Genomic DNA, 20034 nt, shown 5'->3' on the forward strand with positions numbered 1-20034 from the left:
CAGTGTTTCGATTTATAAAACCGACTAGTTGGTTTGTAAAGTGAGAAGGTGACGTCGCGGCGCATTGGGCCGCAGGCGCGACCTTGGGCAGCGGTCGGGTGGAATTCGTTAACAGTGAATCAGACGCGCTTGCGCGGAGCTGCGGGCTTCGCCGCAGATTTAGCGGGGCGCGTTGCGGCTTGACGTTCGAGACCGCTCCACTGCTTGTCGTCAAGCAGACGCGCGAACAGGCGATCATGCTCGGCCCTGCTCAGCGGCGACATCCCGAACAGGCCGCTCAGCAGCAGGCCCCTCGCCGCGGCCCAACGCAGCAGCGCCAGATCCGGATCGGCCGCCTCGGCCTTGATGGCTGCGACCCGCTTCATCTCGCGATCACGCGGCAGAGACATCAGACCGGGGTTCTCGACCATGGCCGCGACCAGAGCAAGCGCAGCCGAATTCGGCGAGCTTGCGGCTTCGCGCACCGTCGCGAGCTGAGTGGCGAGCTCGGGATTTGCCGAAATCTTGCTCGCCTTTGCCATGTAGGCGGTCGAGAACTCCTCGAAATGCGCCATCTGCCGCTCGAGCAGCGCCTTCAGCACCGCTTCCTTCGTCCGGAATTGATGCATCACGCCGCCCTTGCTCAGCCCGCTCTCGCGCGCGATCGCGTCGAGCGTCAGCCGGCCGGGTCCGTCGCGCGCGATGATCGCGATGGCTGCTTCGAGGGCAGCATTGCGGGATCGTTCGGAGCGTGTGGCGTTGTCCATGGCCGACTTGTCTCCGTGACACGACATTGAATCAAGTGAAAACAGGACGCGCTGTACATTTTTTGTGCTGACACTGTCGAGACTTTCATCTTGCGGCGCGGAACGGGACCGTGTGAGCCTCGCGCCCGGATGGGGACTGGGATGGGTCGGCCGTCGCTTTGCGCGCGAGGACGTCGCGAAGCGTTTGCGGCCGGTCGCGCTTGAGAAAGATACGACATGTCGAAACGAGTGTTGCTTGGTCTCCTCCTGACTTGCGCCCTCACGGCCTCGGCTCTGGCGCAAGAGCCGAAGACTGGAGGCGTCATCAACGCGGTGATCCAGCCCGAGCCGCCCGGCCTGATGCTGGCGATGATCCAGAACGGTCCGACCCAGATGGTGTCGGGCAACATTTTCGAAGGCCTGTTGCGCTACAGCCCCAAGCTCGAGCCGATGCCTGAGCTCGCCGAGAGCTGGAGCGTCAGCGAGGACGCCAAGACCTACACCTTCAAGCTCCGCAAGGGCGTCACCTGGCATGACGGCAAGCCCTTCACCTCGGCCGACGTGCTGTTCTCGATCGGGATGCTGAAGCAGACCCACGCGCGCGCCCGCAACAACCTTGCACAGGTCGACAAGGTCGAGGCGCCCGACGACTACACCGTCGTGTTCACGCTGAAACAGCCGTTCGGCCCGTTCCTCGGCATCTTCGAGGTCGGCTCGATGCCGATGGTGCCGAAGCATCTCTATGAAGGCACCGACTGGAAGACCAACGCTTACAACAACGCGCCCGTCGGCACCGGCCCCTTCATGTTCAAGGAATGGCAGAAGGGCTCGTACATCCGGCTGGTCAGGAACCCGAACTATTACGAGAAGGGCAAGCCCTATATCGACGAGATCTACTGGCAGATCATCCCCGACGCCGCCGCGCGCTCGGTGGCGTACGAGACCGGCAAGGTCGACGTGCTGCCCGGCGGCTCGGTCGAGAATTTCGACGTGCCGCGGCTGTCCAAGCTGAAGGACACCTGCGTCACCGGCGCGGGCTGGGAGTTCTTCTCGCCGCTCGCCTGGCTGTGGCTCAACAACCGCCAGGGCCCGCTTGCCGACAAGCGGGTGCGGCAGGCGATCATGTATGCGATCGACCGCGATTTCGCCAAGGACGTGATCTGGAACGGGCTCGGCAAGGTCGCCACCGGCCCTTCGGCCTCGACCATCAAATACTACACCGATGATGTGCCGAAATATCCTTACGACCCGGCCAAGGCCAAGGCGCTGCTGAAGGAGGCCGGCTACAAGGGTGAGAAGATCCGCCTGCTGCCGCTCGCCTATGGCGAGACATGGCAGCGTTGGGGTGAAGCGGTGAAGCAGAACCTGATGGACGTCGGCATGAACATCGAGACGATCTGGACCGACGTTGCCGGCGGCAACCAGAAGATCGGCGACTGGGATTACGATATCGCCTTCACCTATCTCTACCAGTACGGCGATCCCGCGCTGGGCGTGGGGCGCAATTACGTCTCCAGTGCCATCGCCAAGGGCCAGGTGTTCAACAACGTCGAGGGCTACTCCAACCCTGATATCGACAAGCTGTTCGCCGACGGCGCGGTCGCAACGTCCGATACCAAGCGCAAGGAGATCTACGAGAAGGCGCAAAAGGTCCTGGTCGAGGACGTGCCGGTGGCCTGGATGCTCGAGCTGCAATTCCCGACCATCATGCGCTGTAAGGTCAAGAACCTGATCACCACCGGGATCGGGGTCAATGACGGCTTCAAGGACGCATGGCTCGACAAGTGAGGGCGGTACCCACCTCTCCCCGTTGGGGAGAGGTGTCCCTCGCGGCGAGACCGCGTCAATCAACTGGCATGCAAATCTAGATGCTCTCTTTCGTCGCTCAGCGTGTAGCGAAAGGCGTGATCGTCCTGCTTGCGATCGTCGTCCTCAATTTCTTCCTGATCCGGCTGGCACCCGGCGACCCCGCAATCGTGATGGCGGGCGAGGCCGGCGCCAGCGACCAGGTCTTCGTCAAGCAACTCCGGGAAAAGTTCGGCCTCGACAAGCCGCTGCCCGAGCAGCTCTTCATCTACGTCAAGGGCATCGCCACCCTCGACCTCGGCTTTTCCTTCCGCCAGCAAGCACCTGTGGCGAAGCTGATCGCGGAACGGCTGCCGGCGACATTGCTATTGACGATGTCCGCATTCGCGATCTCGCTGGCACTTGGCGTTCTCTTCGGCACCTTCGCCGCCCGGTTTGCCGGGACGCTCCTCGACACCGGGATCACGATCTTTGCGCTGATCTTCTACGCCATGCCGATCTTCTGGGTGGCACTGATGGGCATCCTGCTGTTCTCGGTCACGGTCGATTGGCTGCCGAGCTTCGGCTACGAGACGGTCGGCGCCAACCTCACCGGCCTTGCTCACGCGGTCGACGTCGCAAAACACCTGATCATGCCGGCGATGACGCTCGGCCTGTTCTTCATGGCGACCTATACCCGCATGACGCGCGCCTCGATGCTGGAGGTGAAGCGGCTCGATTTCGTCAAGACCGCGCGCGCCAAGGGCCTCTCTGATTCCGTCATTCAGCGCCGCCACGTGCTGCGCAATGCGCTGCTGCCCGTGGTGACGCTCGCCGGTGTCCACGCCGGCACGCTGATCGGCGGCGCCGTCATCACCGAGACCGTGTTCGCATGGCCAGGCATCGGGCGGCTGATGTACGACGCGCTGCTTCAGCGCGACTACAATCTGCTGCTCGGTGTGTTCGTGACCTGCTCGGTCATGGTGCTGATCTTCAATCTCATCACCGACCTCGTCTATCGACTGGTCGACCCACGCATCGAATTCGCCGCATGAAACAGTTCTGGAAATCGATGCTGAAGAGCCCGAGCGGCGTCATCGGGCTCATCATCCTGCTGCTCGCGATCTCGGTTGCCGTGTTCGGGCCACTGCTATTCCCGAACTCACCCTGGCGCATGGTGCAGCGGCCGTTCCTGCCGCCCTTCACGCTTTCCACGGTGCCGCTCGGCACCGACGCGCTCGGCCGCGACGTGTTCGCCGGCATGATCTTCGGTGCTCGTGTCTCGCTGCTGGTCGGCCTCGTCTCGACGCTGGTCGCGCTCGTCGTCGGTGTTCCCATTGGCGCCATGGCCGGCTATTTCGGCGGCAAGGTCGACGACGCCTTGATGCGCTTCACCGAGTTCTTCCAGACCATTCCGAGCTTCGCGCTGGCGATCGTGCTGGTCGCGATCCTGCAGCCCTCGATCTATTCGATCGTGGCCTCGATCGCGGTGGTGAGCTGGCCGCCGGTCGCGCGCCTCGTCCGCGGCGAGGTGCTGTCGTTGCGCACGCGCGAATATGTCCAGGCTGCCGTGGTCACGGGCCAGAGCAACAGCTGGATCATCCTGCGCGAGATCCTGCCCAACGCGCTGTCGCCGGTGATCGTGCTGGCCTCGCTGATGGTGGCGACCGCGATCCTGCTGGAATCCTCGCTCTCCTTTCTGGGGCTCGGCGATCCCAATCTGATCTCCTGGGGCTACATGGTCGGCGCCGGCCGCACCGTGATCCGCCAGGCCTGGTGGATTACGGTGTTTCCGGGCGTCGCCATCCTGATCTCGGTGCTCGGCCTCAATTTGATCGGCGAAGGCCTCAACGATGCGCTCAATCCGCGGCTCTCGCGGGAGGGACGCTGATGATGACCGCCCCGCCCGCCGTCTCGATCAAGAACCTCAGGATCGCGCTGCCCAAGGGCGCCGAGCGTCCCTTCGCAGTCGACGGCGTCTCGCTGGACTTGCGACCCGGCAAGATCGTCTGCGTCGTCGGCGAATCCGGCTCGGGCAAGTCGATGTGCGCGCATGCGCTGATGGGCCTGCTGCCGGACACCGTTTCGGTTACCTCCGGTGAGATCCAGTTCGAAGGCCGCGACCTGCTCAAGCTCGACGACGACGGCTGGCGCGACCTGCGCGGCCGCAGGCTCGCGATGATCTTCCAGGAGCCGATGACCGCGCTCAATCCGTTGATGCGGATCGGCGACCAGATGGCCGAGATGTTCGAGGCCCACGGCCTGCTGACGCCCAGGGAGCGACGCGCCAAGGCGTTATCGCTCGCGCGTGAGGTCGGCCTGCCCGACCCCGAGCGTATCGTGCGCGCCTATCCGCACCAGCTCTCCGGTGGCCAGCGCCAGCGCGCCATGATCGCGATGGCGCTCGCGCTCGAGCCGGCCGTGCTGGTCGCGGACGAGCCGACCACGGCGCTCGACGTCACCACGCAGGCGCAGATCCTGAAATTGATCCGCAACCTCCAGCGCAACCGCAACATGGCGGTGATGTTCATCACCCATGATTTCGGCGTGGTCGCAGACATCGCCGATCAGGTCGTGGTGCTCAGGCATGGCAAGGTCGTCGAGGAAGGCCCTGCCGCGACCGTGTTCAACGGTCCGCAGCACGACTACACCAAGGCGCTGCTCGCCGCCGTGCCGTCGATGCACCCGCCCCCGCGCGCGCCGCTCGACGACCAGGCCAAGGCCGTCGAGGTGATCGGGCTGGACAAGACCTACGTCACGTCCGGCGGCTGGTTTCGCGAGGATCGTCGCGTCGATGCTGCGCGCGCAGTCAACTTCAACATTCTCAAGGGCGAGACGCTCGGCCTCGTCGGCGAATCCGGTTCCGGCAAATCGTCGGTGGCGCGGCTGGTGATGCGGCTGATCGAGGCCGACCGCGGCACGGTGCGGATCGGCGATACCGATCTGACGCAGCTCTCGGGCAAGGCGCTGCGCACCGAGCGCCATCGCATCCAGATGATCTTTCAGGATCCGTTCGCCTCGCTCAATCCGCGGCGCAAGATCGGCCACATCATCGCCGACGGCCCGATCGCGGCCGGTCTTGATCCGAAGGTCGCGTTCGACCGCGCCCGCGATCTCCTCAAGATGGTGGGCCTGGACGCCGGCGCGCTCGATCGCTATCCGCACGAATTCTCCGGCGGCCAGCGCCAGCGTATCGGCATCGCCCGCGCGCTCGCGCTCGAGCCCGAGATCATCGTCGCCGACGAAGCCGTCTCGGCGCTCGACGTCTCGGTGCAGGCGCAAGTGCTCAAGCTGCTCGAAGACCTCAAGGGCCGCCTCGGACTCTCGATGCTGTTCATCACCCACGACTTACGGGTCGCTGCGCAAATCTGCGACCGCATCGCGGTGATGCAGCGCGGCGCCATCGTCGAGCTGAAGCCGACGGCACAGCTGTTCGCTGCACCGGAGCACGCCTATACGCGAGAGCTGCTGGCCGCGGTGCCGGGGCAGAAGGAACGTGCACCAGCCGCGTGAGGCGCGGTTCCATCCGGTATTCCGGTCCGCCTAGGAACGGATCGGTCACGGGCATTTTATCCCTTGTGACCGCAGGCCCGGCTGCAACGATGAAGCCGGCACCCCACATGCAAATAGAATGATTTCCATCATCTGATGATGGATCGAACATCTATTGGAGGCCGATATGGGCCAGATTATTCAGTTTGTCTCGAAGTCCGAGCGCGAGCGTCTTCGCCTCATCCAGGAAGCGCGCGCGATCTACGACAGTATTTTTCCCCCGGCGGATTCGTCGGGCGAGCAGTCGACCGCTGTCACGCGGCAGGGCGACAGGGGCAACCTCGCATGATCAAGATCATCGCCGTGCTTTGCAGCCTCGCTTCTCCATCCAATTGCCACGAGCAACTCGTCACCAGCTCCGACTTTGCGCAGGTCTCGGTGCAGTCCTGCCTGATGGGCGCGCCGCAGCTTGCCGACTGGATGAACCAGCATCCGGCCGAGCGCCTCGCCGCCTGGCGCTGCGTGATCGGTCAGCAGAACGGCCGGGGAATTTAGCGGCGCAGGATCGCCCGTTGGAGATTGCGCGATCCGGTTGAACCGTGACGAGCAGGCCTCGCCAAGCTAGAGTGGCGAGCATGCTCGGCAGAGGGGACACCGGATGCAGGTTGCCAGCCTCGTTCTTCCCGTATTCGCGATCATCGTCACCGGGTGGCTCGCGGGGGCGTCGGGCTATCTCTCCCGCTCTCTCGCCGACGCGCTGGTGCATTTCGCCTACAATGTCGCGATGCCGGCGCTGCTGATCGTCACGATCGCGCAGGAGCCGGCACGCAATCTCCTGGAGTGGCGCTTCCTGCTCGCCTTCGGCGGCGGATCGCTGATCTGCTTCGCGCTGGTCTTCCTCGCCGTCCGCGCTGGCGGACGGCACGATCTCGCCAGCAGCACGATCCAGGGCATGGCGGCGGCGATGACCAATACGGGCTTCGTGGCGCTACCGATCCTGCATGCGATCTACGGCCAGCCCGCTGTCTTGCCCGCTGCCGTGGCAACTGTCTTCGTCGCCGCCGTGATGTTTCCGATCACGGTCATCCTGCTGGAACGGGACGCGCACGGCACTGCGCATGCCGCCACGCTCGCAAAGCAGATCCTGCTCAATCCGATGGTGCTGTCGACGCTCACCGGCCTCGTCTGGGCCATCACGGGGCTGCCGATTCCAGCAACTGTGGCGACCTATCTGAACATGATCGCCGCGGCGCTGACGCCCTGCGCACTGTTTGCCATCGGGCTCGGCCTGTCGGTCGAAAGCCTTCGATCCAGTCTCAGCACATCGTTCGCACTCGCGGCCGTGAAGCTGGTGGTGATGCCCCTGATCGTCTATGGCCTTTGCGTGCTGACAGGCCTCAATCCGCTTTACACCGTCGCCGCCGTCATCTGCGCGGCCGTGCCGACGGCGAAAACCGTCTACGTCCTGGCGCACGAGCACAAGGTCAAGGAGAAGCTGGTTGCGGCCACGGTCTCGGTCACGACGATGCTATCGGTCGCGACCTTGCTGATCGCGCTCTATCTTCTCTCGGGCCTCGCGACAGGAACGCTCTAGCCGCCTTTTCGCGCCCGATCTCACTTGGGATTGGTATTGCTCCAGGTCGGAACTGAATTGGTGACGCCGACTGACGGCCAACTATATGTCCCGATCGATGGGGCCGTGACTGTGCCCACCGTTTGTCCTGATGAACCATAGGACGGCCTCGGCTGTGCCGCCGTCACGCCCGAGCTGCCATAGGTTGGAGCCAGCACGCGCGTGCTGTAGTGGCTGCTGGATCTCTGCTTCTTCGCTTCAGCCGCGAAAGGTGCCGCCACCAGGCTGGCGGTGACGAACGCCGCAACGGCGAATTTGATGCTTGTGAATTTTATGCTTGTCATGGCCGATCCCTTCCTCGTCAGGGCCTCACCTGCCATCTGTTCATGCATCGGACGATTTTCCAGAGGAACACGTTCATAACTCCGTGCGCACACGAAAGTGCCGGAGACTGGCGCCGCGCGGACTGGCGCCGCGGGATCCTCGCCTTCGGATCGACCCGAATCAGCGCTAGGGCATCGCACTGACCTCTCTGGACGCGAGTGACATGACCGGCCCCGAACTGAAGCAGCTCCGCAACGACCTCTCGGACGCCATCGAGCGGAAGCTCACCGCGGCCGACATGGCGAAGCTGTGCGCGCTGCCGGAGCACGGCGGCGCCGACACCATCCGGCGCTGGGAGGTGAGCGGTCCGACGCTTGCCGCGACCAAGGTGCTGCGCGTACTCGCGATGGCGAGCGAGCGCTATCCGATCCTGGAGAAGTTCGACATCTTCGATCGCCACGACGTGCGCGAGGAAGACCGTCCCGCCAAGCGCGCGGCCTTCCGCGCGCAGATGCGCGACGAGGTGCGGCGGCGTCTTGGTTAACGGAACGCGTGCGGGAGGTTACCGCAAGCCAAGCCGATTAAGCCTTCCTTCACCACTTCTTAAGCCGCCATTAAGCACGAAAATCATTTGCAACCCAATAAGTTAGGTTGGGCGCTGCTGTGCCACGCATGTGACAGCATTTTCATCAAAAGCGAGCTATCTGCAAAGCCAACGCGGCGCGGACTGCGCGCCTGCCGGGGACCTGAAGTGTTGGAGTTCGAGACTATGAAGAAGATTCTGTTTGCGACCGTTGCGCTGCTGATGGTGAGCGCGGCTGCGCCGGCGATCGGTGCCGATCTCGGCGCCCGCCCCTATTACAACAAGGCTGCGCCGGCCTATGCCGCGCCGATCTACAACTGGACCGGCTTCTACATCGGTGCGCATGTCGGCGGTGCGTTCTCCAGCGACAATAATTTCAACGGCCTCTCGACCGGCAACAACGGCAATGGCCGTTTCCTCGGCGGCCTGCAGGCCGGTGCGGACTGGCAGGTCAATCCGAACTTCGTGGTCGGCGCCGAAGCCCAGTATTCCTGGCTCTCCGGCAATGTCGGCGCGGTGTTCCCGGGCGGCGTGGCCTACACCAACGACCAGCGCGGCCTCGGTTCGATCACCGGTCGTGTCGGCTACACCTGGGGCCCGGGCCTGGTCTACGTGAAGGGCGGCTACGCCTATTCCGACAACAATGAGAAGGTGACTGTTGGCGGCGTGCCGACCGGCTTCATCATCTCTGGCGGTCACAGCAACGGCTACACCGTTGGTGCCGGTCTCGAATACATGTTCGCACCGAGCTGGTCGGCCAAGGCCGAGTACCAGTATTACAATTTCGGCGACGCGCACTTCACCGCGGGTCCGCTGGTCGGCACCGGCAACTTCACCACCGACGACCACACCTTCAAGGCCGGCGTTAACTACCGCTTCAACTGGGCAAGCCCGGTCGTCGCGCGCTACTGATCGCGCCTCATAAACGCTTCCCGCTATCAAGGGCCGGCATCGCTGCCGGCCCTTTCATTTTTCGCCCTGCGGAACTGCCAAGCATTTGTGCAACTTGCGATTTTTTAACCCGGGCCGAGGATACTGCGCGGCGAAAATAAGAGATCACGGGTGTGGGGGAATTTTCGATGGCAATCCGTCTGAGCTTGGGCCGTTTCAAGCCGCGCTTCAAAATGCCGAAATGGGGATTGCGTGGCAGCCTGATTGCGGCGTTCGCCGTGATCGCGGGCATGGGCCTCGTGATCGCAGCCGGCGCCGGCTTCGTGTTCAACCATCTCGGCTCGACCATGATGGATTTGAGCGGCCGCGACATCCCGCGCCTCGCCGCCAGCCTTCAGCTCGCCTCGCAAAGCGCGACGCTCGCGGCACAAGGCCCCGGCCTGCTCGCCTCTCCCAGCGACGACGCCCTGAACGACCGCACCAAGAACGTGAAGGACATCCAGCAGCAAGCGATGGCCAAGCTCGGCGAGATCATCGAGCTCGGCGCCGACCAGCAGACCGCGAACGCGCTCCGCGACACCGCCAAGAGCATCGATGACGCCACGCAGAGCCTCGTCTCGGCGGCGCGCGAACGGCTCGACACTGGCGCGCTGCACGAGAAGCAGTATGAAGCGCTGCGCAAGGCGCAGATCGCGTTCGTCGGCGCCGCCGGCCCCGCGATGCTCGATACTCAGACACGCCTGAACGCGATCCTCGGTTCGGCGGAAGTGTCGGCCGATGACGCGACCGAGGCCGCGCGCACCGTCGCCCAGGTCTCGACCATCTCCGCCAATGGCAATCTGATGGCCGCCGACATGATGGCGGCGCTCTCGGCCAACAGCAGTGACACGCTCGAAGCGATCGAGAAGGAATTCAAGACCACCCGCGACCGCGTCAAGTCCAACCTCGAGGACCTCCCGAACATCCCCTCGATGCAGGCGGTGCGCGGCGCGGTGGAGAGGCTGTTCGCCTTCGGCGAAGGCAAGACCGGCGTGTTCAAGATCCGCCAGAAGGAGCTCGACTCCATCGACTACGGCCAGACCATCCTGGACGAGACCCGCAAGCTCAATGTCGGTCTCGGCATCAGCGTGCAGGCACTCGTCGACGGCGTGCAGAAAGAGACCAACGCGTCGACCTTCCAGGCCCGCCAGGAGATCTCGCTTGCCACCACCGCAATGCTGGCGCTGGGCGGGCTGACGCTGGTCGGCTCGGCGCTGTTCGTCTGGCTCTATGTCGGCCGCAACATCCTGCGCCGCATCCGTGAGCTGCAGCGCGCCATGCAACTGCTCTCCGCCGGCGACCTCGATACCGAGATCGTCCGCTCCCGTCAGGACGACGAGATCGGCGCGATGAAGGAAACGCTGACGGTGTTCCGCGACAGCATGATCGAAGCCCGCTCGCTTGCGAGCGAGCAGGACAAGGATCGCGTCGTCAAGGCCGAGCGTGCCGCGCACCTGGAGGCGAAGATCGCCGAGTTCGAGGGCACGGTGCGCTCCGCGCTCGACAATCTCGCGCAATCGGCCAATTCGATGCAGGCCACCGCACAGAGCATGTCGACCACCGCAGACCAGTCCAATGCGCTGGTGAACGCAGTCGCGTCCGCCGCGGAGGAGACCTCGGTCAACGTGCAGACCGTGTCGTCGGGCACCGAGCAGCTGTCGTCCTCGATCGAGGAGATCAGCAAGCAGGTCGTCACCTCGGCTGCGATCGCCAAGAAGGCGGTCGACGAGGCCGGCGCCACCGACGCCACCGTGCAGAGCCTGGCCGACAGCGCAAGCCGCATCAGTGTCGTGGTCGACCTGATCCAGACGATTGCGTCGCAGACCAATCTGCTCGCACTCAACGCCACCATCGAGGCCGCGCGCGCAGGCGAGGCCGGCCGCGGCTTCGCCGTGGTCGCTTCCGAGGTGAAGAGCCTTGCGAGCCAGACCGCGAAGGCGACGGAGGAGATCCGCACCCAGATCGCCAGCATGCAGCAGGTCACGACCTCGGCCGTCGGCGCCATCCAGGGCATCGGCCGGATCATCGGCGAGATCAACGACGTCACCACGACGATCGCGGCCGCAGTCGAGGAGCAAGGTGCAGCCACCCGCGAGATCGCCCGCAACATCCAGCATGCGGCCGGCGGCACCAGCGAAGTCTCCAGCAACATCGTCGGCGTCTCCACGGCCTCGGCCGAGGCCGGCGCCGCGGCGACCGAAGTGCTGAGTGCATCGGACGCGCTCCGCCGCGAGGCCGACATGCTGCGCGGAGAGATCGACGCGTTCCTCAACAACATGCGGGCGGCGTAAGATTTCGCTGTCATTCCGGGGCGCCTCGAAGGGGCGAACCCGGAATCTCGCGCAACAATCTCCAGATTCCGGGTTCGCGCTTTCGCGCGCCCCGGAATGACGAGCCTTCTGGCCTTGCACCCCCTCCCTCTCCTTGCCGAGCCGCCTTGCTGCAAAAACTGCAAAACAACCCCATGCACAGTAGAAGCGCGATTGCTCGCCGGTATGGGGGCTGCTCGGTCAGGTCATTGCAGCATCGAGCAAATCGGCAGCAAACCGGCAAAGATCGCCACATCGGCGGCGCGGATTCGTTTTCGTGACCGGCCGCGCTGTCAGGTCGGGCGCGATTCGGGCTGATACAATTTCGTATTTTTCGAATATCGTTTGACCTGTCGGGCAAAACAGTGGCATTATGCCATCATGCCCATTCGGGGCCGCACCGTATTACGGTGACAGTACACTAAATAGATCATCCGTCTTCCTCCACGGACGGCTTGGGCCCGCGCTTGGCTGGCTTCAGGACGCGCCCGGTCTGGCGTTCGATACGGGCGAGAAATCGGTTATCTCCGAGCGGCCGGCCGATGCTTTCCGCAGACCGCAGTGCGTCGAACAGATCGGTCTCGGGCTCGGTTGCCAGCAAGTCGGCGAACGCCGGAAAACGATCGCGGATCGGCGCCAACGCGGTCAGGCCATCGTCCTTGCCGCGCAAATGCGCACGCGTGCTCGACCAGCGCCAATCTTGCGCGCGCTGCACCCGGCGCGCCCGCACAGGGTTGAGCGACACGTAGCGCAGCGCCGCCGCAAGATGCTGTTCGTCCATGACGACGGCGCCGAACCGACCTTGCCAGAAATGACCGGTGCGCTTGCGCCGCGCCTGGATGGTCCCGGCGTAGCTGCGGTGAACGCGTGCGAGCGCATGGCGCAGCCCGTCGGGATCGGACGGCACCAGGATGAGGTGCACGTGGTTGGGCATCAGGCACCAGGCCCACACCTCGACCCCGGCGGCCTTGCAATTCGCCGCGAGCAGGTCGCGATACAGCGCATAGTCGTCATCGCCGAAGAACGTGCGGGCCCGGCCATTGCCGCGCTGGGTGACATGGTGGGGATGGCCGGGGATGACGACACGGGCGAGGCGAGCCATGCCGCATCATGGCAGCGAATGCGGGCGGCGTCAATTTAGTGCACTGTCACCGTAATTCCCGGCGGCCCGACAATTCGCAGCGAGCAGATCGCGATAGTGCGCGTAGTCGCCATCCTCGAAGAATGTGCGTGCGCGGCCATTGCCGCGTTGAGTGACGTGGTGGGGATGGCCGGGGATGACGACGCGAGCGAGACGAGCCATGGCAGCATGCTGCTCGCGAATGTGCGGAATGTCAATTTAGTGCACTGTCACCGTAATTCCAATTTAGTGCACTGTCACCGTAATTCTCTGTCACCGTAATTCTGGATCGATCATCGCGGGCGAGATCAGTGAAGTTCGGCCCCGACCGCCGCTTAGCCGCGATAGCGACCTGTAGCCCAGTCCGGAGCGAGTAATCCGGGCTGCGGAAAAAAAGCCACGGTATGACCGCCATGCGGAGACTATTGCGTGCCCTTTTTCGGCTGGCGCCGCGGCCGCGCTGGGTTTAAGCCGGTAGCATGAACGCAAAAACCGACACCGTGCAGTCCTCGGCCGAGGCCCTGCGCTATCCCTGGGACCAGCATCCCGGCCACGACGAAGTCGTCGAGGTCCGGCCCGGCGTGTTGTGGGCGCGGCTGAAACTGCCGTTCCGCCTCAACCATGTGAACATCTACCTGCTCGCCGACGGCGACGGCTATGCGATGGTCGACGCCGGCTTCGGCAACGAAGAGACGATCGAGGCCTGGACCAAGCTGTTCGAGGGCCCGCTGAAGGGCGTCAACATCACCCGCCTGATCGTCACGCACTCGCACCCCGACCATGTCGGCCTCGCGGGCTGGATCGTCGAGCGGTTCAAATGCCCGCTGGTGATGTCGCAGGTCGAATATCTACAATCGGTCTATCACCAGAACCGCGGCACCGAGGAGCGGCGCGAGGCGCAGCGGCTGTTCTTCCGCCGCCATGGCATGGACGAGTCGCTGACCGAGAAGCTGCTCGGCCGCGGCCAGGATTATCTCAAGCGCGTCTCGGTGCTGCCGCCGTCCTACCGCCGCATCTCGCACGGCGACGAGGTCGTGATCGGCACACGCCGCTTCAAGGTCATCACCGGCGGCGGCCATGCGCTCGACCAGGTGATGCTGTATTGCGCCGACGACAAGCTTTTCCTCTCCGCCGACCAGGTGCTGAGCAAGATCTCGCCGAATGTCAGCGTGTGGGCGGTCGAGCCCGACCAGAACTCGCTCGGCGAATATCTGGCTTCGCTTGCGAGCCTCACCACCACCCTGCCCTATGACCTCCTGGTGCTGCCAGGCCACGGCGTGCCGTTTTATGGATTGAAGACCCGCATCAAGCAGCTCGCCGACCATCATGAGGAGCGCTGCCGCCTGATCGCGGAAGCCTGCCGCGAGGTGCCGCAGACCTCGCGCGCCCTGGTGCCCGTGGTGTTCAACAAGCACGTGCTCGACGAGCACCAGATGGGCTTTGCCGCCGGCGAGCTCGTCGCCCACGTCAACTACATGATCGTCGAGGGCCGGCTGACAGCCGAGACCAAGGATGGCGTGCTGCAGTTCAGGACGACGTGAGAGCCAAAGCCCAGCCGGCTCACTTCATATTCGCGATCGCATGTAACGCCGCGATGTAGCCGAACGGGCCCAAGCCGCAGATCACGCCGGTCGCCACGAACGAGATCTTCGAGTGGCGATGATATTCGTCGCGGGCGTGAATGTTGGAGATGTGGACTTCCAGCACCGGGCCCTCGAACGTCTTGATCGCGTCCATGATCGAGACCGAAGTGAAGGAGAGGCCGGCTGGATTGATGACGATGGCATCGGCATCCTGCCGCGCCGATTGGATCAGATCGACCAGCACGCCTTCGTGGTTGGATTGGTGGAAGGCAAGCTTGAGCCCGAGCCTGGTGGCCACTTCTTCGCAACTCGCATTGACCTGCTCGAGCGTCGTCGTGCCGTAGATGTGCGGCTCGCGAATGCCGAGCATATTGAGGTTGGGACCGTTGAGGATCATCACGCGCTTCATGGACACGTCCTTTTAGGGGTTAACCGCCAAGGCGCTTGGCCGGGCCGGTGACGGGATTCCGGCCGAACCACCTGGAAGAGCAGCCGATATTGCAGAGCAGCATTGGACGCTGACGCGAACTTGATCGGGATCAAGTTTCAGATCGCACGATAGGGCATTTTGCCCAAATGCCCCTCACGGCCAAATGTGGGATAGCGCATAGACATTAGAGCTGGAAAAGCTCTAAGGATATCCGCTCTTTTGGTCAGTTCCGTCTCAGGTTGCACCGATGGATTACGCTGAATTCTTCAATTCCGCCCTCGACCGTCTCCATACCGAGCGCCGCTATCGCGTGTTCGCCGATCTGGAGCGGACAGCCGGCCGGTTCCCGCACGCGGTCTGGCACTCGCCGAAGGGCAAGCGCGACGTCGTGATCTGGTGCTCCAATGATTACCTCGGCATGGGCCAGCACCCGAAAGTGGTCGGCGCCATGGTCGAGACCGCGACCCGCGTCGGAACCGGCGCAGGCGGTACCCGCAACATCGCCGGCACGCATCATCCGCTGGTGCAGCTCGAGGCCGAGCTCGCCGACCTCCACGGCAAGGAAGCCGCGCTGCTGTTCACCTCGGGCTATGTCTCGAACCAGACCGGCATCGCCACCATCGCCAAGCTCATTCCGAACTGCCTGATCGTGTCGGACGAGCTCAACCACAATTCGATGATCGAGGGCATCCGTCAGTCCGGCTGCGAGCGGGTGGTCTTCCGCCACAACGATCTCGCCGATCTCGAAGCGAAGTTGAAGGCCGCGGGCCCGAACCGGCCGAAGCTGATCGCCTGCGAGAGCCTCTATTCGATGGACGGCGACGTCGCCCCGCTCGCCAAGATCTGCGATCTCGCCGAGAAGTATAATGCGATGACCTATGTCGACGAGGTTCACGCCGTCGGCATGTACGGCCCGCGCGGCGGCGGCATTGCCGAGCGTGACGGCGTCATGCATCGCATCGACATTCTCGAGGGCACGCTGGCGAAAGCGTTCGGCTGCCTCGGCGGCTACATCGCCGGCAACGGCCACATCATCGACGCCGTGCGCTCCTATGCGCCGGGCTTCATCTTCACCACCGCGCTGCCGCCGGCGATCTGCTCGGCCGCGACAGCCGCGATCAAGCACCTGAAGACCTCGAGCTGGGAGCGCGAGCGTCACCAGGACCGCGCCGCCCGCGTCAAGGCGATCCTCAATGCCGCTGGCCTGCCGGTGATGTCGAACGACACCCACATCGTACCGCTGTTCGTCGGCGATCCCGAGAAGTGCAAGCAGGCCTCGGACATGCTGCTCGAGGATCACGGCATCTACATCCAGCCGATCAACTATCCCACCGTCGCCAAAGGCACCGAGCGCCTGCGCATCACGCCCTCGCCCTATCACGACGATGGCCTGATCGATCAGCTTGCCGAGGCGCTGTTGCAGGTGTGGGACCGGCTCGGCCTGCCCCTGAGCGAGAAGTCGCTGGCGGCGGAGTAGGCGTTTCCCTTCGCCTCTCCCCGCTTGCGGGGCGCGGGAGAGCAGGCAGCTCACCCCTGGCTTAACGACAACCCCAGTTCCTGCCCTCGCCGGCCATTTCGCTGTCGCCTCCACCCCGCCAACGCGCTAGATTTGCAGGGAAAATGAGATCGGGCGCCCTTGCGCCCAGGGAGACGCACGCTCGCCATGCTGCACGATTGGGGCGTGATTGCCGCCGCCTTCGGCTATATCGGTTTCCTGTTCCTGGTGGCGAGCCATGGCGACCGCCGCTCGTCAGCCAAGCCCGGCCGCGCGTCCGGACTGATCTATCCGCTGTCGCTGGCGATCTACTGCACCTCCTGGACCTTCTTCGGCTCGGTCGGCTTCGCCACCCGCACCTCGACCGACTTCCTTGCGATCTATGTCGGCCCGATCCTGATGATCGGCCTCGGCGCCGGCGTCCTGCGCCGCGTGATCCAGCTCGCGAAAGCGCATAACATCACCTCGATCGCCGACTTCATCGGCGCGCGCTACGGCAAGAGCCAGGCCGTGGCGGCAACGGTGGCGCTGATCGCGATCATCGGCTCGGTGCCCTACATCGCGCTGCAGCTCAAGGCGGTCGCCTCCTCGCTCGAAGTCATCCTGAGCGAGGACCAGGCGTTCTCCCACATCCCGATCCTCGGTGACATCGCGCTGATGGTGACGCTGGCGATGGCGGCATTCGCGGTGCTGTTCGGCACGCGGCAGACCGACGCCACCGAGCATCAGCACGGCCTGATGCTGGCGGTTGCGACCGAGTCCACCATCAAGCTGGCGGCCTTCCTCACCGCCGGGATCTTCGTCACCTTCTGGATGTTCTCGCCGCACGAATTGATCGAGCGCGCGATGAAGACTCCGGAGGCGGTGCGCGCCATCGACTATACGCCGTCGATCGGCAATTTCCTCACGATGACGCTGCTGTCGCTGTGCGCGATCATGCTGCTGCCGCGGCAGTTTCACGTCAGCGTGGTCGAGAACTCCAGCGACGCCGAAGTCAGCCGCGCGCGCTGGCTGTTCCCGCTCTATCTCGTCGCCATCAATGTGTTCGTGATCCCGATCGCGCTCGCCGGCCTCATCACCTTCCCGTTCGGCGCGGTCGACCCTGACATGTACGTGCTGGCCTTGCCGATGGAGGGCGGCGCGGGACTTCTCAGCGTCGCCGTCTTCGTCGGCGGCCTGTCGGCGGCTACCGCGATGGTGATCGTCGAATGCGTCGCGCTTTCGATCATGGTTTCGAACGACCTCGTGGTGCCATTGGTGCTGCAACGTCGACCCGAGGGGCGCGCGGGCGGCACCGACTTCGGCGACTTCCTGCTGCGCTCGCGGCGGCTTGCCATCTTCGCCATCATGGTGATGGCCTATTTCTACTATCGCGCGCTCGGCAACGCCCAGCTCGCCGCGATCGGCCTCTTGTCCTTTGCCGCCATCGCGCAGCTCGCACCCGCCTTTTTCGGGGGACTGTTGTGGCGGCGGGCGACCGCGCGCGGCGCCATCGGCGGCATGCTGGTCGGCTTCGCGGTGTGGTTCTACACGTTGTTCCTGCCGAGCTTCATGGACACGTCGACATCAGGCCTGTTGCTGCTCCAGCACGGCCCCTTCGGCATCGAGGCGCTGCGGCCGCAGGCGCTGTTCGGCGCCGACCTGTCGCCGCTGATGCATGGCGTGGTCTGGTCGCTCTCGCTCAACATCCTCACCTATGTGCTGCTGTCGCTGGCGCGGCCGCCTTCGTCCATCGAGCTGGTGCAGGCCGACCTGTTCGTGCCCAATACGCTCGCCCCGATCGCCCCGAACTTCCGCCGCTGGCGCACCACGATCACGGTGCAGGACATCCAGGCCACGGTCGCGCAATATCTCGGGCCCGAGCGAGCCCAGCACTCGTTCGAAGCCTTCTCGGCGCGGCGCAATATGCGGCTGGAGTCGGGGGCGCCCGCCGATTTCGAGCTGCTGCAGCACGCCGAGCACCTGATCGCCTCCTCGATCGGAGCCGCGTCCTCCCGCCTCGTGATGTCGCTGCTGCTGCGCAAGCGCACGGTCTCCGCGAAGGCCGCATTGAAGCTGCTCGACGATTCCCACGCGGCCCTGCATTTCAACCGCGAGATCCTGCAGACCGCGCTCAACCATGTGCGCCAGGGCATCGCGGTGTTCGATGCCGATCTGCAGCTGATCTGCTCCAACAGGCAGTTCGGCGACCTGCTCAACGTGCCGCCGCATTTCATCCAGTTCGGCACGCCGCTCCGCGAGATCCTGGAATTCATGGGCGTGAGCGATCCCGCCGATCAGTCTGACCGCGAGGCGATGATCGAGCAGCGACTTTTGGCCTACACCACCGACGGCGAACCCTATCTCGAACGCCTGCCGGAACGCCACATGGTGATCGAGGTGCTCACCAACCGCATGCCCGGCGGCGGCTTCGTCATCACCTTCACCGACGTCACGCCGACCTTCGAGGCGGCGGAAGCGCTGGAGCGCGCCAATGCGACGCTGGAAAAGCGCGTGCGCGACCGCACCGAGGAGCTGACGCGATTGAACTCGGAGCTGGCGCTGGCCAAGAGCGCGGCGGAGGACGCCAGCATCTCCAAGACGCGCTTCCTCGCGGCCGCCAGCCACGACATTCTCCAGCCACTGAACGCGGCGCGGCTCTATGTCACGAGCCTGGTCGAGCGCCAGCACAATGGCGAGGAGACGCGGCTGGTCGAGAATATCGATGAATCGTTGCAAGCGATCGAGGAGATCCTCGGCGCGCTGCTCGACATCTCCCGCCTCGATGCCGGCGCAATGGCAACCTCGATCTCGAGCTTCAAGATGGCCGACCTGATGCGCTCGCTGGAGATCGAGTTCGCCCCGATCGCCCGCGCCAAGGGCCTCGATCTCACCTTCGTGCCCTGCTCGCTGCCGGTCGAGTCGGACCGGCTGCTGCTGCGGCGGCTGTTGCAGAACCTGATCTCGAACGCGATCAAATACACCCCGCGCGGGCGGGTGCTGGTCGGCTGCCGCCGCCGCGGCGCCTCGCTCGCGATCAACGTCTACGACACCGGCGTCGGTATCCCCGCGGCGAAGCGCAGCGAGATCTTCAAGGAGTTCCACCGCCTAGAGCAGGGCGCGCGGATCGCGCGCGGCCTGGGACTGGGACTCTCGATCGTCGAGCGGCTGGCGCGCGTGCTGGGCCACAGCATCGCCATCGACGCCAATACGAGCGGCGGCTCGCTGTTCTCCGTGACGGTGCCGACGGCGAAAGCCGTGACGCTCACCGCGGCGGTGACCAGCGCAACGCCGCTGGCGCGCACGCCGATCTCCGGCGCCCTGATCGTCTGCATCGAGAACGACGCGGCGATCCTCGACGGCATGCGGACGCTGCTGAAAGCCTGGGACGCCGAGGTGATCGCGGTCGCTGATCCCGAAGGCGCGATCGCTGCGATCGAGGCCGCCGGCAAGCGTGTGACCGGGCTGCTCGTCGACTATCACCTCGACCGCGGCAACGGCATCGCCGCCATCCGCGAGATCCGCCGCCGCTTCGGCGACTCTATCCCCGCGATCCTGATCACCGCCGATCGCAGCCCGGCCGTGCAAAGCGCGGCGCGCGACGAGAAGATCGCGGTGCTGAACAAGCCTGTGAAGCCGGCTTCGCTGCGCGCCCTGCTCGGACAGTGGCGCACGCAGCAGATGGTGGCGGCGGAGTAAGGCAGGT

Annotated in this window: 18 protein-coding genes; 13 read left to right on the forward strand and 5 right to left on the reverse strand. The window is 64.6% G+C overall.

The annotated features are described in order from the left end of the window. Positions 1 to 119: 119 nt before the first annotated feature. Positions 120 to 746: a TetR/AcrR family transcriptional regulator gene (locus L6639_RS23795; protein ID WP_237864064.1), complete on the reverse strand. Its 627-nt coding sequence runs from the start codon at positions 744 to 746 to the stop codon at positions 120 to 122. Positions 747 to 962: 216 nt separating this feature from the next. On the opposite strand from L6639_RS23795, the gene L6639_RS23800 reads away from it, so the two are divergent. The 7 genes from L6639_RS23800 (at position 963) to L6639_RS23830 (ending at position 7596) form a co-directional block, all read left to right on the forward strand. After that, the gene (locus tag L6639_RS23800; RefSeq protein WP_237864065.1) at positions 963 to 2513 is read left to right on the forward strand and encodes an ABC transporter substrate-binding protein; all 1551 of its coding nucleotides are present in this window, start codon (positions 963 to 965) and stop codon (positions 2511 to 2513) included. Positions 2514 to 2593: 80 nt separating this feature from the next. Continuing rightward, a complete protein-coding gene (locus L6639_RS23805; protein WP_237864066.1) occupies positions 2594 to 3565 on the forward strand; it encodes an ABC transporter permease in 972 nt (323 codons plus the stop codon). After that, on the forward strand, positions 3562 to 4401 hold the full coding sequence (locus tag L6639_RS23810; protein ID WP_237864067.1) for an ABC transporter permease: 840 nt from the start codon (positions 3562 to 3564) through the stop codon (positions 4399 to 4401). The genes L6639_RS23805 and L6639_RS23810 overlap by 4 nt, the downstream gene beginning before the upstream one ends. Positions 4402 to 4403: 2 nt before the next feature. After that, positions 4404 to 6023 carry an ABC transporter ATP-binding protein gene (locus L6639_RS23815; RefSeq protein ID WP_237864363.1) on the forward strand — a complete coding sequence of 540 codons (1620 nt, stop codon included), beginning with the start codon at positions 4404 to 4406 and terminating at the stop codon, positions 6021 to 6023. A 166-nt stretch (positions 6024 to 6189) separates the two neighbouring features. Further along, the gene (locus L6639_RS23820) at positions 6190 to 6351 is read left to right on the forward strand and encodes a hypothetical protein (RefSeq protein WP_237864068.1); all 162 of its coding nucleotides are present in this window, start codon (positions 6190 to 6192) and stop codon (positions 6349 to 6351) included. Then, positions 6348 to 6557, forward strand: coding sequence for a hypothetical protein (locus L6639_RS23825; protein ID WP_237864069.1), 210 nt, complete (start codon positions 6348 to 6350; stop codon positions 6555 to 6557). Before L6639_RS23820 ends, L6639_RS23825 begins: the two co-directional genes overlap by 4 nt. A gap of 103 nt (positions 6558 to 6660) precedes the next feature. After that, positions 6661 to 7596, forward strand: coding sequence for an AEC family transporter (locus tag L6639_RS23830; protein ID WP_237864070.1), 936 nt, complete (start codon positions 6661 to 6663; stop codon positions 7594 to 7596). A gap of 20 nt (positions 7597 to 7616) precedes the next feature. On the opposite strand, the gene L6639_RS23835 is transcribed toward L6639_RS23830, so the two are convergent. After that, positions 7617 to 7919: a hypothetical protein gene (locus L6639_RS23835; protein WP_237864071.1), complete on the reverse strand. Its 303-nt coding sequence runs from the start codon at positions 7917 to 7919 to the stop codon at positions 7617 to 7619. 203 nt (positions 7920 to 8122) lie between these two features. Between L6639_RS23835 and L6639_RS23840 the strand changes: the two genes are divergently transcribed. From L6639_RS23840 to L6639_RS23850, 3 genes are all read left to right on the forward strand, one after another. Next, positions 8123 to 8443, forward strand: coding sequence for a hypothetical protein (locus L6639_RS23840; protein WP_237864072.1), 321 nt, complete (start codon positions 8123 to 8125; stop codon positions 8441 to 8443). A gap of 225 nt (positions 8444 to 8668) precedes the next feature. Then, entirely contained in the window at positions 8669 to 9394 is a 726-nt protein-coding gene (locus L6639_RS23845) for an outer membrane protein (RefSeq protein WP_237864073.1), read from the forward strand. A gap of 167 nt (positions 9395 to 9561) precedes the next feature. Continuing rightward, the gene (locus L6639_RS23850) at positions 9562 to 11703 is read left to right on the forward strand and encodes a methyl-accepting chemotaxis protein (RefSeq protein WP_237864074.1); all 2142 of its coding nucleotides are present in this window, start codon (positions 9562 to 9564) and stop codon (positions 11701 to 11703) included. Between the two features lie 448 nt (positions 11704 to 12151). On the opposite strand, the gene L6639_RS23855 is transcribed toward L6639_RS23850, so the two are convergent. Next, the gene (locus L6639_RS23855) at positions 12152 to 12823 is read right to left on the reverse strand and encodes a transposase (protein WP_237864075.1); all 672 of its coding nucleotides are present in this window, start codon (positions 12821 to 12823) and stop codon (positions 12152 to 12154) included. A gap of 30 nt (positions 12824 to 12853) precedes the next feature. Further along, positions 12854 to 13024: a hypothetical protein gene (locus L6639_RS23860; RefSeq protein ID WP_237864076.1), complete on the reverse strand. Its 171-nt coding sequence runs from the start codon at positions 13022 to 13024 to the stop codon at positions 12854 to 12856. Positions 13025 to 13320: 296 nt separating this feature from the next. On the opposite strand from L6639_RS23860, the gene L6639_RS23865 reads away from it, so the two are divergent. Further along, positions 13321 to 14382 carry an MBL fold metallo-hydrolase gene (locus L6639_RS23865; RefSeq protein ID WP_237864077.1) on the forward strand — a complete coding sequence of 354 codons (1062 nt, stop codon included), beginning with the start codon at positions 13321 to 13323 and terminating at the stop codon, positions 14380 to 14382. 19 nt (positions 14383 to 14401) lie between these two features. Here L6639_RS23865 and aroQ read toward each other — a convergent pair whose 3' ends face one another. Continuing rightward, entirely contained in the window at positions 14402 to 14833 is a 432-nt protein-coding gene (gene aroQ, locus L6639_RS23870; protein ID WP_237864078.1) for a type II 3-dehydroquinate dehydratase, read from the reverse strand. 268 nt (positions 14834 to 15101) lie between these two features. On the opposite strand from aroQ, the gene hemA reads away from it, so the two are divergent. Both hemA and L6639_RS23880 read left to right on the forward strand, forming a co-directional pair. Further along, a complete protein-coding gene (gene hemA / locus L6639_RS23875) occupies positions 15102 to 16331 on the forward strand; it encodes a 5-aminolevulinate synthase (protein WP_237864079.1) in 1230 nt (409 codons plus the stop codon). Positions 16332 to 16517: 186 nt separating this feature from the next. Beyond that, on the forward strand, positions 16518 to 20027 hold the full coding sequence (locus L6639_RS23880; protein WP_237864080.1) for a PAS domain-containing hybrid sensor histidine kinase/response regulator: 3510 nt from the start codon (positions 16518 to 16520) through the stop codon (positions 20025 to 20027). Positions 20028 to 20034 lie beyond the last annotated feature (7 nt).

It is taken from the genome of Bradyrhizobium zhengyangense, assembly GCF_022012555.1.
Taxonomy (GTDB): domain Bacteria; phylum Pseudomonadota; class Alphaproteobacteria; order Rhizobiales; family Xanthobacteraceae; genus Bradyrhizobium; species Bradyrhizobium zhengyangense.

What these genes read in the sequence shown, in the direction of transcription:
- L6639_RS23820 (WP_237864068.1), top strand. Translation starts at nt 6,190, where the DNA reads ATGGGCCAGATTATTCAGTTTGTCTCGAAGTCCGAGCGCGAGCGTCTT.
- L6639_RS23810 (WP_237864067.1), top strand. Translation starts at nt 3,562, where the DNA reads ATGAAACAGTTCTGGAAATCGATGCTGAAGAGCCCGAGCGGCGTCATC.
- L6639_RS23850 (WP_237864074.1), top strand. Translation starts at nt 9,562, where the DNA reads ATGGCAATCCGTCTGAGCTTGGGCCGTTTCAAGCCGCGCTTCAAAATG.
- hemA (WP_237864079.1), top strand. Translation starts at nt 15,102, where the DNA reads ATGGATTACGCTGAATTCTTCAATTCCGCCCTCGACCGTCTCCATACC.
- L6639_RS23815 (WP_237864363.1), top strand. Translation starts at nt 4,404, where the DNA reads ATGACCGCCCCGCCCGCCGTCTCGATCAAGAACCTCAGGATCGCGCTG.
- L6639_RS23845 (WP_237864073.1), top strand. Translation starts at nt 8,669, where the DNA reads ATGAAGAAGATTCTGTTTGCGACCGTTGCGCTGCTGATGGTGAGCGCG.
- L6639_RS23855 (WP_237864075.1), bottom strand. Translation starts at nt 12,823, where the DNA reads ATGGCTCGCCTCGCCCGTGTCGTCATCCCCGGCCATCCCCACCATGTC.
- L6639_RS23880 (WP_237864080.1), top strand. Translation starts at nt 16,518, where the DNA reads ATGCTGCACGATTGGGGCGTGATTGCCGCCGCCTTCGGCTATATCGGT.
- L6639_RS23825 (WP_237864069.1), top strand. Translation starts at nt 6,348, where the DNA reads ATGATCAAGATCATCGCCGTGCTTTGCAGCCTCGCTTCTCCATCCAAT.
- L6639_RS23795 (WP_237864064.1), bottom strand. Translation starts at nt 746, where the DNA reads ATGGACAACGCCACACGCTCCGAACGATCCCGCAATGCTGCCCTCGAA.
- aroQ (WP_237864078.1), bottom strand. Translation starts at nt 14,833, where the DNA reads ATGAAGCGCGTGATGATCCTCAACGGTCCCAACCTCAATATGCTCGGC.
- L6639_RS23830 (WP_237864070.1), top strand. Translation starts at nt 6,661, where the DNA reads ATGCAGGTTGCCAGCCTCGTTCTTCCCGTATTCGCGATCATCGTCACC.
- L6639_RS23840 (WP_237864072.1), top strand. Translation starts at nt 8,123, where the DNA reads ATGACCGGCCCCGAACTGAAGCAGCTCCGCAACGACCTCTCGGACGCC.
- L6639_RS23805 (WP_237864066.1), top strand. Translation starts at nt 2,594, where the DNA reads ATGCTCTCTTTCGTCGCTCAGCGTGTAGCGAAAGGCGTGATCGTCCTG.
- L6639_RS23865 (WP_237864077.1), top strand. Translation starts at nt 13,321, where the DNA reads ATGAACGCAAAAACCGACACCGTGCAGTCCTCGGCCGAGGCCCTGCGC.
- L6639_RS23835 (WP_237864071.1), bottom strand. Translation starts at nt 7,919, where the DNA reads ATGACAAGCATAAAATTCACAAGCATCAAATTCGCCGTTGCGGCGTTC.
- L6639_RS23800 (WP_237864065.1), top strand. Translation starts at nt 963, where the DNA reads ATGTCGAAACGAGTGTTGCTTGGTCTCCTCCTGACTTGCGCCCTCACG.
- L6639_RS23860 (WP_237864076.1), bottom strand. Translation starts at nt 13,024, where the DNA reads ATGGCTCGTCTCGCTCGCGTCGTCATCCCCGGCCATCCCCACCACGTC.